Annotated in this window: 13 protein-coding genes, 1 tRNA gene, 1 pseudogene and 1 riboswitch; of the genes and pseudogenes, 2 read left to right on the forward strand and 13 right to left on the reverse strand. The window is 62.5% G+C overall.

The features are described 5' to 3' along the window. Window positions 1–23: 23 nt before the first annotated feature. The 12 genes and pseudogenes from BLO97_RS17430 to BLO97_RS17485 all read right to left on the reverse strand — a co-directional run bounded on the left by BLO97_RS17430 (window position 24) and on the right by BLO97_RS17485 (window position 13078). Window positions 24–97, reverse strand: a tRNA-Gly gene (locus BLO97_RS17430). Between the two features lie 162 nt (window positions 98–259). Continuing rightward, entirely contained in the window at window positions 260–1144 is an 885-nt protein-coding gene (locus BLO97_RS17435; protein WP_063322554.1) for an alpha/beta fold hydrolase, read from the reverse strand. A 310-nt stretch (window positions 1145–1454) separates the two neighbouring features. Continuing rightward, complete coding sequence (locus BLO97_RS17440; RefSeq protein ID WP_092148660.1) at window positions 1455–2147, reverse strand: pseudouridine synthase; 693 nt, start codon at window positions 2145–2147, stop codon at window positions 1455–1457. 35 nt (window positions 2148–2182) lie between these two features. Further along, window positions 2183–2401, reverse strand: a complete 219-nt coding sequence (locus tag BLO97_RS17445; RefSeq protein ID WP_072347095.1) for a cysteine-rich CWC family protein — start codon at window positions 2399–2401, stop codon at window positions 2183–2185. After that, window positions 2394–3011: pseudogene (locus BLO97_RS17450) on the reverse strand (GGDEF domain-containing protein); the annotation flags it as partial. The gene BLO97_RS17445 and the pseudogene BLO97_RS17450, both read right to left, overlap by 8 nt. Window positions 3012–3322: 311 nt before the next feature. Beyond that, the gene (gene atzF / locus BLO97_RS17455; RefSeq protein ID WP_092347042.1) at window positions 3323–5101 is read right to left on the reverse strand and encodes an allophanate hydrolase; all 1779 of its coding nucleotides are present in this window, start codon (window positions 5099–5101) and stop codon (window positions 3323–3325) included. A 22-nt stretch (window positions 5102–5123) separates the two neighbouring features. Further along, window positions 5124–8804, reverse strand: coding sequence for an urea carboxylase (uca, locus tag BLO97_RS17460; RefSeq protein WP_092347045.1), 3681 nt, complete (start codon window positions 8802–8804; stop codon window positions 5124–5126). A gap of 198 nt (window positions 8805–9002) precedes the next feature. Continuing rightward, entirely contained in the window at window positions 9003–9644 is a 642-nt protein-coding gene (locus tag BLO97_RS17465; RefSeq protein WP_092224906.1) for an urea amidolyase associated protein UAAP2, read from the reverse strand. Window positions 9645–9655: 11 nt separating this feature from the next. Next, complete coding sequence (locus tag BLO97_RS17470) at window positions 9656–10381, reverse strand: urea amidolyase associated protein UAAP1 (RefSeq protein ID WP_063322547.1); 726 nt, start codon at window positions 10379–10381, stop codon at window positions 9656–9658. A gap of 13 nt (window positions 10382–10394) precedes the next feature. After that, window positions 10395–11183, reverse strand: a complete 789-nt coding sequence (locus BLO97_RS17475) for an ABC transporter ATP-binding protein (RefSeq protein ID WP_092224904.1) — start codon at window positions 11181–11183, stop codon at window positions 10395–10397. After that, the gene (locus BLO97_RS17480) at window positions 11180–11995 is read right to left on the reverse strand and encodes an ABC transporter permease (RefSeq protein WP_092224902.1); all 816 of its coding nucleotides are present in this window, start codon (window positions 11993–11995) and stop codon (window positions 11180–11182) included. Before BLO97_RS17480 ends, BLO97_RS17475 begins: the two co-directional genes overlap by 4 nt. Window positions 11996–12010: 15 nt before the next feature. Beyond that, the gene (locus tag BLO97_RS17485) at window positions 12011–13078 is read right to left on the reverse strand and encodes a putative urea ABC transporter substrate-binding protein (protein ID WP_092347048.1); all 1068 of its coding nucleotides are present in this window, start codon (window positions 13076–13078) and stop codon (window positions 12011–12013) included. Between the two features lie 60 nt (window positions 13079–13138). After that, window positions 13139–13240: riboswitch (guanidine-I (ykkC/yxkD leader) on the reverse strand. Window positions 13241–13545: 305 nt separating this feature from the next. On the opposite strand from BLO97_RS17485, the gene BLO97_RS17490 reads away from it, so the two are divergent. Beyond that, complete coding sequence (locus BLO97_RS17490; protein WP_092148636.1) at window positions 13546–13974, forward strand: hypothetical protein; 429 nt, start codon at window positions 13546–13548, stop codon at window positions 13972–13974. 92 nt (window positions 13975–14066) lie between these two features. Here the strand turns inward: BLO97_RS17490 and BLO97_RS17495 are convergent, their stop codons facing one another. Then, a complete protein-coding gene (locus tag BLO97_RS17495) occupies window positions 14067–15179 on the reverse strand; it encodes an enoyl-CoA hydratase/isomerase family protein (protein WP_092148633.1) in 1113 nt (370 codons plus the stop codon). A 131-nt stretch (window positions 15180–15310) separates the two neighbouring features. On the opposite strand from BLO97_RS17495, the gene ung reads away from it, so the two are divergent. Beyond that, entirely contained in the window at window positions 15311–16003 is a 693-nt protein-coding gene (gene ung, locus BLO97_RS17500) for a uracil-DNA glycosylase (RefSeq protein ID WP_092148630.1), read from the forward strand. Window positions 16004–16215 lie beyond the last annotated feature (212 nt).

Below are 16215 nucleotides of genomic sequence, written 5' to 3' on the forward strand. Positions count from 1 at the left end.
ACGGCGCGGGATCAGAATTCGATTGGAGCGGGTGAAGGGAATCGAACCCTCGTTATCAGCTTGGGAAGCTGGAGTAATGCCATTATACGACACCCGCTCAGAGCGGCTGACTTTGTACCAGATGTGGCCGAGGATTTGAAGTTTTTCTTTACGTACGGCGAGGTCACCCGTCTACGCAAGCCTTAAACCAGAGCGGTCGTTCGCGGGCAAGCCCCGTTGCCAGAAGCGTAGGGCGGGGCTTGCTCGCGAGGACTCGGTTTCAGATAGCCAGTGCATGGTAGTCCTGCACGTAGTTGTAGCGTGGTCGACTTTCGTGGTGGGCCGGTTTCAGGAAGTCCAACAGGGCGTTGCGGCTGTCGCGGCAGGCGGCCTTGTGTTCCATGTCCAGGAAGTGCCCGGTGGCTTGCAGTGTGCTGAAGCTGCTGTACTGCACATGATCGGCAAAAAGCCTGGCGTCGTCGGCCGCGGTGTATTCGTCCCATTCGCCGTTCAGGAACAGCACCGGCACGTTGATTTTCTTCGCCGCGTTGACGTAGCACAACTGGTCGCTGTGAAGCACATCGCTGATGTGGAAGTGCATCTGCCCGTATTCATGCTCGGCCAGGCTGCTCACGTGGCGATAGTTGAAACGCTTGAACAGCGGCGGCAAATGTTTGCCGATGGTGCTGTTGACCAAGTGTCCGACACGGTCGCCGTCCAGGCTGCTCAGGTAATCCACGCCGCGCTCCAGGTAGTCACGCATCGGCGCATTGAGTACCGGTGAGAACGAGCTGATCACCGCTTTTTCGATGCGCCGTGGGCGCTGGGCCAGGGCGGTCAGCGTGGCGGCGCCGCCCCAGGAAAACGACAGCACGTGCTCGGCGGCGAAGTGGTCGATCAGTTCCAGGAGGATCTGGCCTTCGACCTCTTTCGTCAGCATGGTCTCATGCCTGTTGTGGGCTTTGGACTTGCCCGCGTAGGGTTGGTCGTACAGCACAACATTGAATTGCGGGTAGAGGTTTTTGGCGGTCTGTGCAAACGACGCGGTGGTGGCCATTGAGCCGTTGACCAGGATGATGGTCTTTTGTGCGGCGTCTGCGCGATAGAACTCCGTGTAAACCCGATACTGACCCTGTATATCCAGCACAGCGATTTCTGGCCTCATGTCATAAGACTCCTGGCAAGCGGGTATGCGCGCAATGAGATTGCACGGGCAATGTGACAGGTAGGCATACGCCTGGAAGATAAGGCCCATGTCGATCCAAAAAAAAGGTCGACGGGTGTTGTTATAGGCGGGCAGTTCGCCGGCGGGACAAGGCGGAACCTGAGGGTTCCAGCCGGCAAAAAGTTTCTTGGAAGTATGTTGTGACTCATCGGTCACATTTCGGCCGACGGTTTGATTCAAGCAGGGGGGCGAGCGTTGCGCAAGTACCTATCGGAAAATTGTTCGACACTTCTGCCCAGCGGTAGCAGGTTCAGATGAGATGGACTTCTTCAAGGCTCAAGGCGCGGTACTGGCCCGGCTCGAGACGGGCGTCCAGTGTCAGTGGGCCCATGCGCTCGCGGTGCAGGCGCAGCACCTTGTTGTTGAAGTGGCCAAACATGCGCTTGACCTGGTGATAGCGCCCTTCAACGATGCTCAAGCGCGCCGATCTGGGCCCCAGCAGCGTCAGCTCAGCAGGTTGGGTGGTGAGGTCTTCGAAGGCAAAGTACAGGCCCCGGGCGAAAGTGTCGGCGTATTCGGCCGTGATGATTTGCTCGGTTTCAACGTAGTAGACCTTGGGCAGTTTGGTCTGCGGTTGGGTCAGGCGCCGCGACCAGGCGCCGTCATTGGTGATCAGCATCAGCCCGGTGGTGTTGAAATCCAGGCGTCCGGCGATGTGCAGGTCGTCCTTGTCCGGTTCGTCCAACCAGTCGAGCGCCGTGGGGTGTTGCGGGTCGCGGGTTGCACTGACACAGCCGGGCGGCTTGTGCAGCATGAAGTAGCGCGCTGGCCGGCCAGCTTGCAGCACTTCGTCGTCGACTTCTACACGGCTGAATTCGCGGACTTGTGCATGGGGATCGCTGACGGTCTGTCCGTCGATCCGCACCCGGCGTTCCACCAGCAACAGGCGCACTTGTTGGCGATTGAATCGCGGCAGATTACTGAGGAAACGGTCGACGCGCATGGGCAGTTCAGGCAAGGCAACGGAGGGCGGGCATCTTACGCGATCGGCTGAGGCTTGGCGCGCAACTGGGCTTGGACCTGGGCGCAGCGTGGGCACAGGCAGGATTGATCACGCAGCTCGGCTGGCAATGCTTCAAGCACGGCCGGGTCGATGCTCACGCCGTAACACCAGCAGGCGCGGTCGGCGGTTCGTGGGTCGGCCAGGGTGCAGTCATTGGCACCGCCGCAGGCCGGGCAAAGATCGGGTTTATTCATAACTGGAATGAGGCATTTCCACGCAGGTTCGATTGCGCCCGGTCTGCCGGGCGCGTTGCAGCGCATGATCGGTCCGCGACAGCAGGCTGTGCAAGGTGTCTTCGTCCTGCAAGGTGGTGAGGCCGAGACTGACGGTGACCAGCAATTGTTTTCCACTGCAGAAATAGCGCTGCTTTTCGATGTGCTGACGAATTTTCTCTGCGATCTTCAGACCGGTCTGTCCATCGATGTCCTTGAGCAGGACGACAAAGGCTTCAGTGCTCCAGCGACACACGATGTCCGAATGCCGCAGGTTTTGTGTCAGGTCGCGGGCGAACCCGGCCAGCAGTTGATCGGTGGCGACATGACCATGGGTGGTGTCCAACCGCTTGAAATCGTCCAGTTCCATCAGCAGCGCAGTCAAGGGTTTGGGTTCGCGCTGGGCTTCATGGAGGGCTTGCACGGCCAGCAGGTCGAAGCCACGGCGATTCGGCAATTCGGTCAGGCTGTCGAGGGTGGCTTGGGCGTCGATGCGTTGTTGGTAGCTGTTGATCAACCGATAAAGGATTGCCAGGACAGCCAGCGTCACGAGTATGCCGATCAACAGGTTCAGATACAGTGTCTTGAGGATGTTATCGCGTACCGAGGCATGGGCTGCGTAATAGCCCAGCAAGGCAATGATCAGGAATCCGGTACCCAGCAGCGCCACCACGGCCAGGAGCGGCTTGCGCTGGGAATACAACGGCGAACGGAGCGACATGGCGATTCCCTTGGCGCAGACCCAATGAAGTCAGTTTAGTGGCCTTGTGGGAAAAGACAGTCGAATTTGCAGGTTTGTGGGACCGTGGCGAGGGAGCTTGCTCCCGCTGGGCCGAGAAGCGGCCCCGAAAGCGTCTGCTTCGCAGCCGAGCGGGAGCAAGCTCCCTCGCCACAGGTTCAGCTTTATTCCAGGCTACGCAGATAAGCCCGCCATCCCCCCAGATGGCTGATGTCCTGCGCGCCCTCCAAACCATAGGCCTCGCAAATGAATCCGCTTTCCCAGCGCCCATCGGCCAGTTGCACCTTGCCCAGCCCCAACGGTGCGGGGATGCCCGTCAGGAACGAACCCAGTTCACTGCTCGGCAGTTCCCAGACTTCCACCTCGATCGCCACGCCGCCCTCGCTGACCCGAAGCATGCCGGGGCGCAGGGGTGGGCCGCCGGCCAAGGCATGGAGACGGTAGTCCGGTGAGCTCTGGGTGGCCTCGATCAGCCGCGCGCCGCGTTGCTTGAGCTGCCAGTTCAACGCCAACCCGTCCAGGTGTGCGCCGCACACGACCAGCCGTGCCCGGTCGTGGCGCGCCGGGTGGGCGGGAACAGGCAAGGTCTTGTCCTGTTGACGCTGCAAGGCATCGGCCATGCTCAAGAGGTATTGATCGGTGAACGCTCGACCGAACAGCGTCACGCCCCAAGGCAAACCGTTGGCCATGAATGCGCTGGGCACGGCGACGGCGGCGTAGTCCAGCAGGTTCATGAAATTGGTGTAGTACCCCAGCTCCGAGTTGCGCAGCACCGGTTCGGCGGCCAGTTCGGCGAGGGTCACCGGTCGGCCGATGGTCGGTGTGAGTACGCAATCAAGCGCCTCCATGGCCCGGTCGCATTGGGCTTTGAGCGTTTGCAAACGGTAGCGGGCACGGAAGGTTTGTACACCATCCACCGTAGGCGCTTTCGCCAATACGGCACGGATGACGGGCAATACGGCGTCGGGTTCGCGCTCCATCAATGGGCCGGCAACGCTGTAGCGTTCGGCCACCCACGGGCCTTCATAAAGCAGCCGTGCGGCTTCCAGGAACGGCGACAGGTCCAGTTCCACGGCTTCGCCGCCCAGGCGTTCGAGTCGCTCGATGGCATCCAGAAACAGTTGCGGACCTTCAGAACAGCCAAAAAACTCCAAGTCTTGCTGGCGCGGCACACCGAAGCGAAAGCGCCGGGGGGCGCCGAACGCGGTGCCATCGTTCCACTGCGGGTTGTGGCGGCTGTAGTCGTCACGAGGGTCTGGACGGGCCGTCAGCGCCAACAGCTGGCTGGCTTCCTTGGCCGTCGCCGTGAAGGTCGTGACGCAGTCCAGCGTGCGACAGGCCGGGACCACGCCCGCCGTGGAGATCAGCCCCAGGGTGGCTTTCAATCCCACCAGGTTGTTCAGCGCGGCGGGCACCCGACCGGAGCCGGCGGTATCGGTGCCCAAGGCAAAGCTCGCCACGCCCAGGGCCACGGCCAGCGACGAGCCGGCGCTCGAGCCACCCGCCGGGTAGTCGGGCAGCACGCTGTTGCGGCAGGCGCCGTAGGGCGAGCGAGTGCCATTGAGCCCGGTGGCGAATTGGTCGAGGTTGGTCTTGCCCAGGGGGATCGCGCCCAGTGCCAGCAACTGTTCGACGATGGTGGCCGAACGTGGCGGTACGTAGGCAAACGAAGGGCAGGCGGCAGTGGTGGGAATGCCGGCCAGGTCGATGTTGTCCTTGATGGCAAAAGGTACGCCGTACAGCGGCAGGCTCTCGAGGTCGCGGCCTTCCAGCGCGGCCAGGTAGGGTTCCAGTTCCTCGGCCGTCAGCAGGTGGATGAACAGGTGATAGTCCGGGTTCAGCGCCGCGGCTTTTTCCCGCAGCTCCAACAGCAATGTCCGAGGCGTCAGTTCGCCGCTGCGGTAGGCATTGCGCAGGTCGTCCAAGCGAAGCGAAAGGTTCATGGGGTTAATCCTTTGATTGAGTTCAGTCACGTTCCAGCACCACGACGCGCTGTCCGGCGCGCACCGCCGAACCAGGCTGGACGCGCACCTCGCGTACCACGCCGGCCAGGGGTGCCAGCACCGGGATTTCCATCTTCATCGACTCCAGGATGACCAGCACATCGCCAGCGGCGACCCGAGCGCCAACCTCCACCTGGACCTGCCAGAGGTTGCCGGCGATATGGCTGTCGACACTCAGTTGACCGTCAGTCAGCGGCGAATCCTCGCTCGGTGCGATGGCCGGTTCTTCGCTGTCGAAGTGCGCCTGGCCACTGGCGATCCAACGCTCGCGCTCGGCGTCGAAGGCGCCTTGTTGCTGGTGACGGAACGCAGCGATGCTGTCAGCTTCCTGCGCCAGGAAACGCTGGTATTCAGCGAGATTGAGCTGGCTATGCTCGATCGTCAGGTCGAAGCGGCCCAGGGGGAAGTCCCGACGGATGCGCAGCAGTTCATCGGCGCTGACCGGGTAGAAGCGGATCTGGTCGAAAAACCGCAGCAGCCACGGCTTGCCGTCGAAGGCGGCGACGTCCCGATAACGGTTCCACATCTGCAATGTGCGCCCGACGAACTGATAGCCGCCCGGGCCTTCCATGCCGTACACGCACATATAGGCGCCGCCAATGCCCACCGAGTTTTCCGCGGTCCAGGTGCGAGCCGGGTTGTATTTGGTGGTCACCAGGCGATGGCGCGGGTCGAGCGGCGTGGCGACCGGCGCGCCAAGGTAGACGTCCCCCAGGCCCATGACCAGGTAGCTGGCGTCAAACACCGTGCGTTGCACCTCATCGAGGTTGGGCAGGTCGTTGATGCGTCGGATGAACTCCAGGTTGCTTGGGCACCAGGGCGCGTCCTTGCGCACCGTGGTCATGTATTTTTCGATGGCCAGCTGGCAGGCCGGATCATCCCAGGACAGCGGCAGGTGAACGATGCGCGACGGCACTTGCAGGTCCTGCGCGGCGCACACGGCGTCCCATTCCCCGGCGACGATGGACAGTAGATCGGCCAGGGGTATTTGCTCGGGTTGATAGTGCACTTGCAGCGAGCGAATGCCCGGCGTCAGGTCGATCACGCCGGGCAGGTGTTTGTGTTCCAACGCTTGCATCAAGGCGTGGGCGCGAAAGCGCAGCACCAGGTCCAGTTCGGGGGCGCCGATTTCCAGCAGCAGGTGGGTGTCGCCAGATAGCCTTGCCACCAGGCGCGTATCGTCCTGACCGATATCCAGTACCACAGGCGACCCCCATTTCTGTGTGCACCCAAAACCTGTGGCGAGCGAGCTTGCTCGCGCTGGGTCGCGAAGCGGCCCCAACTCTTTATCGGTAGGACCATTGTCTGGCGAGTGCTGCGCACTCGAGCGGGAGCAAGCTCCCTCGCCACAAGGGATGTGTGTCGCCAGTGAGCGGGCGGTCGATATGTCCACCGGCACAAACCGCACCTTGTCCCCTGCCTTGAGTTGCCCCAACTGCCAGAGGTCCGCTTCGATCACCGTCACCGGGCAGACGAAACCGCCCAGGCTCGGGCCGTCGGGGCCGAGGATGACGGGCATGTCGCCGGTGAAATCCACGGCACCGATGGCGTAGGGGTTGTCATGGATATTGGAAGGGTGCAGCCCGGCCTCGCCGCCGTCGGCGCGGACCCATTCGGGTTTCGGCCCGATCAGGCGCACGCCGGTGCGGCTGGAGTTGAAATGCACTTCCCAGGCCGTGTCGAAGAAGGTCTGGATGTAGCGCTCGGTGAAATATTCGGGCGCGCCGTGGGGGCCGTAGATCACGCGGATCTGGCGCACGCTCGGCAGTTCCAGGTCCGGTGCGCTCGTTGGCGGCAGTGTCGTGTGCTCATCCAGCGGTGTCAGGTGCAACACGTCGCCGGTACACAACGCTCGTCCGCCGTGGCCGCCAAACTGGCCGAGGGTGAAGGTGCTTTTACTGCCCAGGTAATCCGGCACTTGCACGCCGCCTTGCAGGCACAGGTAACTGCGTGCCCCGGCGCCAGAGATGTTGCCGATCGCGAGGGTGGCGCCGGCAGCAATCGACAACGGTGTATTCATCGGCACCGCTTCACCGTCGAGCGTGAGGGCAATCACCGCACCGGTCACCGTCACTCGGGCGGCGCAGTTGAAACGCAGCAGCGGCCCGTTCATGGTGATTTCCAATGCCGCCGCACCTTCTTCGTTGCCCAAGAGGCGATTGCCCAGGCGCAACGAACGGCTGTCCATCGGCCCTGACGGCGGTACACCCACGGCCCAATAACCGAGGCGGCCGGGATAGTCCTGGACGCTGGTCTGGGTGCCTGGACTGAGCACTTCAACGGTGTGGGCACGATAGACCAACGTCTCCAGGCAACGGGTCCAGGGCTGGCCGCTGGCAAACGGTGTGTCGAGGAGAATTTGTTGCAGGTATTGGCGGTTGGTCTCGACGCCGTACAGCAGGCTTTCATCCAGTGCTTGATAAAGGCCCAGGCGCGCTTGCTCGCGGGTCGGCGCCCAGCGAATGACCTTGGCGATCATCGGGTCGAAGTAGGGCGGGATCTGGCAACCGGCCTCGACCCACGTGTCGATGCGCAGTGCTTTGCCGTCGGCCTGGGGAAATTTCACGGCGGTCAGCAGCCCTGGGCTTGGCTGGAAATCCCGGCCTGGGTCCTCGGCATACAGGCGCGCCTGGATCGCGTGGCCCTCGGCTTTCAAACCTTGGCCCAGCTCGTTCAGTGGCGGTAAATCACCGGCCGCCAATTGCACCATCCAGCGCACCAGGTCCACGCCCCAGACCTGCTCGGTGACGCCATGCTCCACTTGCAGGCGGGTGTTCACTTCCAGGAAATAGAAGCGCCCTGCGTCGCTGTCGAACACGAACTCCACAGTGCCGGCGCTGCGGTAGTTCACGGCTTGGGCCAGTTGGATCGCCGCTGCGCAGAGTTCGTCGGCCATGCCCTCGGGCAGGTTCGGCGCCGGGGTTTCCTCGAGGACTTTCTGGTTGCGTCGCTGCACCGAGCAGTCGCGCACCCCCAGGGCGATCACCTGGCCCAGGCCATCGCCGAATACCTGCACTTCCAGATGCCGTGCGCGTTCGATGTACTTCTCGATGAACACTCCGGCATCGCTGAAGTTGTTCTGGCCCAGGCGCTTGACCGCTTCGAAGGATTCGCTCAGGTCGGCGGCGCTGCGGCACACGCGCATGCCGATGCCGCCGCCGCCGGCGGTACTTTTGAGCATCACCGGATAACCGATCTGAGTGCCGGCCAGTAGCGCGGCGTCGAGGCTGTCGAGCAGTTCGGTGCCTTCGAGCAGCGGCACGCCGTGTTGCCGAGCCAGGTCGCGGGCGGTGTGCTTGAGGCCGAACACGCGTAGTTGCTCTGGTGTCGGACCAATGAAGGCGATCCCGGCCGCTTCGCAGGCTTCGGCGAAGGCTGCGTTTTCCGAGAGAAAGCCGTAGCCGGGATGAATCGCCGTCGCGCCGCAGCTTTGGGCGATCGCCAAAAGCTTGTCCACCGCCAGGTAAGTACCGGCCGCCGCGCCTTCGCCCAGGCAGTGGGCTTCATCGGCCTGGAGGATATGCAAGCTGGCGGCGTCGGCCTGGGAATACACCGCAACGCCCTCGACCTTCAGCTCACGCAAGGTCCGCAGGATGCGGCAGGCGATGGCGCCACGGTTGGCAATCAGGATTTTTTCGAACATGGCATTACCCCTCAGGCATACAGGTCTGCCTGAATTGGGATGCGGGCCGTCCCGCAGTTTTCGATGGCCGCCGGGGTCGTCCCTGGCGGCGAAACTTCCAAACACCTCATCCCCTGCGGGGTTCATGAAGTTATTTGATGCACTGCCCCGACCGGCTCTGGCACAACGCGAACAGCCAGCGGCGCAGGCGGGTGAGTTTCAGTTCCATATCAAAAGCTCCGCAGGCGTGGGGTTGTAGGCGTTGCACGGGTTGTTCAGTTGCGGGCAGTTGGAGATCAACACGATCACGTCCATCTCGGCCCGCAGGTCGACGTATTTGCCTGGCGCCGAGATCCCGTCTTCGAAGGTCAGGCCGCCATCGGCGGTGACCGGCACGTTCATGAAAAAGTTGATGTTCGGCCCGATATCGCCCTTGCCCAGGCGACCGTCGTGGGCACAGGCCCGCAGGTAGTTGTCACGGCAGCTGTGCATGTAGCGTTTTTCCAGGGCGTAGCGCACGGTGTTGCTTTCCTGGGCGCAGGCGCCGCCGAGGGTGTCGTGGCGCCCGCAGGTGTCTTCGACGATGGTCAGCATCGGGTGGCCGAGGTTGGAATACAGCACGCTGCCGGTGCTCAGGTAAACGCTGTTTTGTCGACGCAGGGTGCGCTGCACGTCGTAGCGTTCCTTGGGGTTGGCCAGGCTGTAGAACAGCGTGTCGACCGCTTGGTTGCCTTCCAGGTCGAGGATGCGCAAGGTCTGGCCCTTCTTGACCTCCACCAGCCAGGGTTCCCCGGCGGGAATCGTGGCACGGTAGACGGCGGTATCGGGTTGCTTGTGTGCGGTGGCGATGGCGAGTGACATGGCAGCGATCCTCAGGCGAACAGGCGGTCGGTGTTGATAAAGCCGCGCTGGTTTTCCGGACGCGAAAGGCGGCAGTGCTCGGCGACGCTGGCATCGGCATTCATCCAACTGAGCTTGAGCGGTTGCGGGGCGTATTGCGGGTTCGGGTCCATCGGGTGTTGCAGCGCGGTCAGCACCACCAGGGTGTCCATCGGCGCGTACAACTCGATGTAGTCGCCGGTCAGGGAATTGCCCTCGACGAAGTGAAAGTTTCCGGCCTCATCGACATCGACCCGGCTGAACAGGTTGAGGGTCATCAGCAGGTCGGACAGGCCCAGTCCCCATTTGCCCAGTTCCACCAACAGGTTGTCGGTGCCGTTGCGAAAGAAGCCGTTGCGCAGTTCCTGGTAGCGGCCCTGACCGTATTTTTGCGCGACTTCCTCGGCGCAGAGCACGCCGCCCAGGCTGTCGCTCCAGCCGCAGGTGTCGGCGGTGATGGCCGCCAGCACCCGGCCCATGTCCGAGTAAAGGCAGTGGCCGGCGGTGAGCTTGGCGGTGTGTTGGCATTTGAGGCTGTCGGGCAGGTTCAGGCGTTCGGTTTTCTCGTTGGCATTGAGTAGCGTGAGGCTCACGTTGGCCCCGCCACGCAGGTCGGTCAGGCGCAGCAGTTGGCCGCGCTTGAGCACGAAGGAGCGGTGGCCGCCACCGGGCAGCAATTCTTCGGCGAAGGGCGTAAACAAGTGGGTCGAGTCGGTCATGAAAAAACTCCGTTCAAGCAATACGCAACGTGCCGGCCAGTTCGGCGGGCAGGGCGTCGACGGCGGCACGGGCGGTGCGGCGGTCGCTGTTCAATGGGATGTCGTAGGTGATGCGTGCGCCATAGGCGCCGGGGGCGTGGGGATCGACGCGGACCTTGTCGAACACCAACAGGCGTGTGCCGAGGCTGAAACCTTCGGACAGGTCGTGGGTGACCATGAACACCGTCAGCCGGGTTTCGCGCCACAGCTCCAGCAGCAGGGCATGCATGTCTTTGCGAATGCCCGGGTCGAGGGCGCCGAAGGGCTCGTCCAGCAGCAGGACCCGCGGCTTCATGATCAGTGCCTGGGCGATCGCCAGCCGCTGCTGCATACCCCCGGACAGTTGCGCCGGGTATTTATCCAGCGCATGGCCGAGGCCGACTTTGTCCAGTAGTTGCGCAGCTTCTTCGCGGGCCTGGCGCTTGGCGCTGCCGAACAGCCGCCCCAAAAGTGCTGAGCGCGGCAACTCCAGGCCCAGGGCCACGTTGTCCAGCACGGTCAGGTGCGGGAACACCGAATAGCGTTGGAACACCACGCCCCGGCTGGCATCCGGCTCGCCGGCCAAGGGCTCGCCGTCCAGGAGAATCTGCCCGCGGCTGGCGCGCTCCTGGCCCAGCAGCAACCGCAGGAAGGTCGACTTGCCGCAACCCGAGGCACCCACCAGGGTGCAGAACTCACCTTCGGCGACCCTCAGGTTCAAACGCTCCAGTACCACCTGATCGGCATACTGTTGCCAGACGTTGTTCACCGTAATAAAGCTCATGCCTTCGCCCCCTCATACCAGGGGAACGCTTGCCGGGTCAGGCGCTTGAGGCCCCAGTCCATCAGCCAGGCGAGCAGGGTGATCCACACCACGTACGGCAAGATCACGTCCATCGCCAGGTAACGCCGCACCAGGAAAATCCGATAGCCCAGCCCATCGGTGGAGGCGATGGCTTCGGCGGCGATCAGAAACAGCCAGGCCGAACCTAGCATCAGCCGCAGGGAAATCAGCAAGCGCGGCAGCAATTGCGGCAGCACCACCCGCAGCATCAGCGTCCAGGTCGAAGCGCCGAGGGTCTGGGCCTTGATCAGCAGTTCGGGCGGAATTTCCCGGGCGCGCTGTTCCAGGTCGCGAGCCAGGCACGGTGTGATGCCAATCACGATCAGCATGACTTTCGACAATTCCCCCAGGCCAAAGACGATGAACAGGATTGGCAGGATGGCCAGCGGCGGCACCATCGACACCACGGTGAGCAGCGGCGATAACGGCGCGCCCAACAGCGGCAACGTGCCGGCGGCGATGCCCAGGCACAGTCCGGCCAGGGCACTGATGCCCAGGCCGATGGCCAACCGACGCAGGCTCGACGCGGTGTCCTGCCAGAGCAGGTATTCGCCGCTGCGGGCGTCAGCGGTGAAGGCCAGGCGCTTGACCGCATCGGCCATTTGCACGGCGCTGGGTAGCAGTTTGTCGTTGGGGTTGTCCGTCAACCGTTCGGCCGAGCCCATGAAGTAGGCGAGCAACACCAGCGCGAAGGGCAGGATCACCAGCAACAAGCGGCTGGGACGATCCGGGTAGCGGTTGATCAGGCGCATGCCAGGTCCTCCGGTTTACAGCTTGGCGTCGGCAGCCAGCTGTACGTAGGTCGGGTCAAAGCGCAGCTTGAGGTTGGCCTTGTCGCCGCGGGTTACGCCATTGGCGAACGCCATGCCGACTGCGTTGGCGTCCTTGGCACCTTCGCCCAGCAAGCTGTGCTGGAACGAGAAGTTGGCGACTTTGCCCATGGTGGCGGGCAGTTGTTCGCTGGTGGCGAAACCCAGGGCTTCCTTGGGTGTGGCGAACAGCTTGGTGGTGTCCAGTTGCGCCTGGAAGCCGGCCAGGTCGGTGCCCGAGGCCTTGGCCATGTGCTCCAACGCGGTCTTGCTCGCGGCGTTTTTCGCGTTCATCAGCGCCACCACTTCAAACCAGGCGCCGGTCAACGCTTTGCCCAGGGCCGGGTTGTCCTGCAGGGTCTGGGTGTTGACCACCATCATGTCCATGATCTCGCCAGGGATCTGGCTGGAATTGAACACTTCGCTCACGCCGGGCTGGGCCTTGATGTCCGAGAGCATCGGGTTCCAGGTGGTGACGGCCTTGACCTGGTCGGTGTTGAAGGCGGCAGAGATGTCGGCGTCGGAGGTATTGACGACTTTCAGGTCTTTCTCGGCGAGACCAACCGAATCCAGGGCGCGGGCCAGCAGGTAATGGGACACCGACAGTTCCACCAGGTTGACGTCCATGCCCTTGAGATCGGTGACTTTCTTGCCTTCGCCCTTGAGGACGATGCCGTCGTTGCCATTGGAGAAGTCGCTGACGATCAGCGCGGTGCTGTCCACGCCACCGGCGGCGGGAATGGTCAGGGCGTCCATGTTGGTCATGGTGCAGCCGTCGAACTGACCGGCGGTGTACTGGTTGATGGATTCGACGTAATCGTTGAGCTGCACGACATCGATCTTGATGCCGTATTTTTTCGCCCATTTGTCGACGATGCCTTGGCTACCGGCGTATTCCCAGGGCATCCAACCGGCATAAATGGTCCAGCAGACGCTGAAGTGGTCTTTTTGAGCAGCGGCGGATGAGAAGCTCACGAGGGCCGAGAGGACGGCGAGGAGCAGGGCGGACAGACGAAGCTTGAACATGGTGGTTCTCCAGTTGATCAAGGGCGGACAGGAGCAACGCGGCACCGCGAACGGTGGCTTGTCTCCCGGGCTTTTGTCCCGCCGTGTAACCTCAACTGGAGGTCGCCAACTCTCGGACCAGTCACTCGCCAGAGGCGAGCCGGAACCCTAGTCAGCCATTGCAAATTGTGGTGCCGCGAACCTGTGATGACTCCTGCACGGGGTTTGTTAAAGCGAGAGCCGTGCCAATTCGGGCAAAGGCCCGGGTTAGAGAGGGCAGGTGTTGGGGAGAGAATGCTTGGGGGCGGATTTGTGCTTGCTTGTGGTGCCGTCGCGCACCGGAAGAGGGCGACGAGCGACATGTTTCTAGTTGTTGCCAGGTCGCACCAGATTCCGATTTTGCTGTCTGAATATGCGTCAGTCACACAAAGTTGGCTGCCGCCCATCAGCGTCGCTGATGCGGCTCATTCGCGGTCCAGGAGGCCGCCATGTATCGACGACTGCTCCTCATTGCGTTTCTCGGTTTGACTCTTTCGGCCTGCGTGCCTTACTACGACGGAGACTCGAGCTACTACCGTTCCGAGGTCTATACCTCACCGGCACCGGTCTATTACGGTGGCGGGAGTTATTATTCGGCTCCGCGTGGCTATTACGCCCCGCGGTATTACCAACCGGCGCCGCGCTATTACTCGGCACCGCGTTACTACCAACCGGCGCCGCGCCATTACTCGGCACCGCGTTACTACCAGCAAGGCCCACGCTACTACTCGCCACCGCGAGCGGCGTACCGGTCTTATCCGAATCGGGGTGGCTGGGACGGCCATGACCGGGGCGGCTGGAATGACGACCGACGCGGTCGAGGCGGACGTGATCATCGGGGACGCGGCGATCACGATGGACGGGGCAGTCACCGCTGATCCCAGGGCAACAGAAAGCGGCGCATAAAGCGCCGCTTTTTTGTGCCTGCAATAAACCCGATGGGATAGCTCTTGTGGGAGTTGCTGACGCGTTACTCGTTAGACAAATCCGCCAACGGATGCCGACCTTCCCACGCCTTGTGAAAGTGCGCCTCGACCGCCGCCTCGGGCACATGGTTGATGTCCGGCCAGTGCCAACGGGGCTTGTGGTCCTTGTCGATCAGCCGCGCGCGCACGCCTTCGCTGAATTCCGGATGGCGACAGCAGTTGAGGCTCAAGGTGTATTCCATCCGGAACACGCCGGCCAAGGACAAATGCCGGGCACGGGCGATCTGTTCCCAGACCAGATGAGCGGTCAGCGGGGAGCCTTCGCTCATGGTCTTGGCCGCGCGGGCGATCAACGGGTCCGGGTGGTCCACCAACAAACTGAGCGCTTTCCAGGCGCAGCGCACATCGCTGACATCCAGCCATTCATCGATTTTCTGCCGACGTGGTAGCCATTGGGCTTCGGGCATTTGGCCGACCGCTTCCTGTTGCAGGGCCTTGAGCAGGCTGTTGAGCTGCACCTCGGTCTGTTCCTGCCAGTTGAGTTGCAGCAGGCCTTCGATCAGGTCGTCCTGTTGTTCATCCAGCAAAAAGCGGTCGGCCAGGTCCAGGTCGATGGCGTCCCGGGCATTCATGTGGGCGCCGGTCAGGCCGAGAAACAGCCCGAGCTTGCCGGGCAGGCGCGACAAGAACCAACTGGCGCCGACATCCGGGTACAGGCCGATGCTGATTTCCGGCATGGCCAGGCGACTGCTTGGCGTGACGATGCGGGTACTGGCGCCTTGCAGCAGGCCCATGCCGCCGCCCAGTACATAACCGTGGCCCCAGCACAGCAGGGGTTTGGGGTAGGTATGCAGGTTGAAGTCCAAGCGGTATTCCGCGGCGAAGAATTGGGCCGCCAACGGCGGCACTTCGCCGGGATGGGCGCGGCAGGCTTCCACCAAGCTGCGCACTTCACCGCCGGCGCAGAACGCCTTGGCGCCATTGCCGCGCAACAGCACACACACGACCTGTGGCTCCCGGGCCCAGGCATCGAGACGATCACGCAAGGCGTTGATCATCGGCAGGGACAAGGCATTCAAGGATTTTTCGGCGTCCAGGGTGGCGATGCCGATACGGGCACCGTCGATGCCGGTGAGCTCTTCGAAGTGCAGATTCATCGTGACCTCGATCAGAAATTTGAATAATCAGTATGACCGCTGCGTGGGAAAGTGCTGGTTCTGCGTCAGATCAATTGACAAGCCATGTAGGCTTTCCTAGGGTGCGCCCATTGTTTTTACCGGATGCAACCATGACTGCCGACGACCGTATCAAACTCGAACCGAGCTGGAAGCAGGCACTGCGTGCCGAGTTCGACCAGCCCTACATGGCGGAGTTGCGCGAATTCCTACGTCGGGAGTACGCCGCCGGCAAGGAAATTTATCCACCGGCACCGCTGATTTTCAACGCCCTCAACTCCACGCCGCTGGATAAGGTCAAGGTGGTGATCCTCGGCCAGGATCCGTATCACGGCCCGGGCCAGGCCCATGGCTTGTGTTTCTCGGTGCAACCGGGTGTGCCGGCGCCGCCGTCGCTGGTCAATATCTACAAGGAGTTGAAGCGCGATCTGAACATCGACATGCCCAACCACGGCTATCTGCAAAGCTGGGCCGACCAGGGCGTGTTGCTGCTCAACACTACCATGACCGTGGAGCGTGCCAACGCCAACGCCCACGCAGGCAAGGGCTGGCAGCATTTCACCGACCGGGTCATCGAAGTGGTCAGCGAACACCAACAGAACCTGGTCTTCCTGTTATGGGGCGCCCATGCCCAGAGCAAGCAGAAACTGATCGACGCTACCAAGCACTTGGTGCTGACCTCGGTTCACCCGTCACCGTTGTCGGCTTATCGGGGTTTTCTGGGGTGCGGGCATTTCAGTCGGGCCAACAAGTTCCTCGAGCAACATGGCGAGGCGCCTATTGATTGGCGGTTGCCGCCGCTTTAAGTGGTCGGCAGTCAGGGCCCCATCGCGAGCCCAGACAACCCAAAACCCGTGGCGAGGGAGCTTGCTCCCGCTCGGCTGCGCAGCAGTCGCAAAATCGGATCATGCGGTCCGGCTGAAAAAATGCAGAGGCCTGCTTCGCAGGCCAGCGGGAGCAAGCTCGCTCGCCACATTGGGTTTGTGTGGAGCCGAAATTGGAGCTCGACCAAAGTCCC

The sequence above is a fragment of the Pseudomonas sp. NFACC05-1 genome, from assembly GCF_900100135.1.
Lineage (GTDB): Bacteria > Pseudomonadota > Gammaproteobacteria > Pseudomonadales > Pseudomonadaceae > Aquipseudomonas > Aquipseudomonas fluorescens_Q.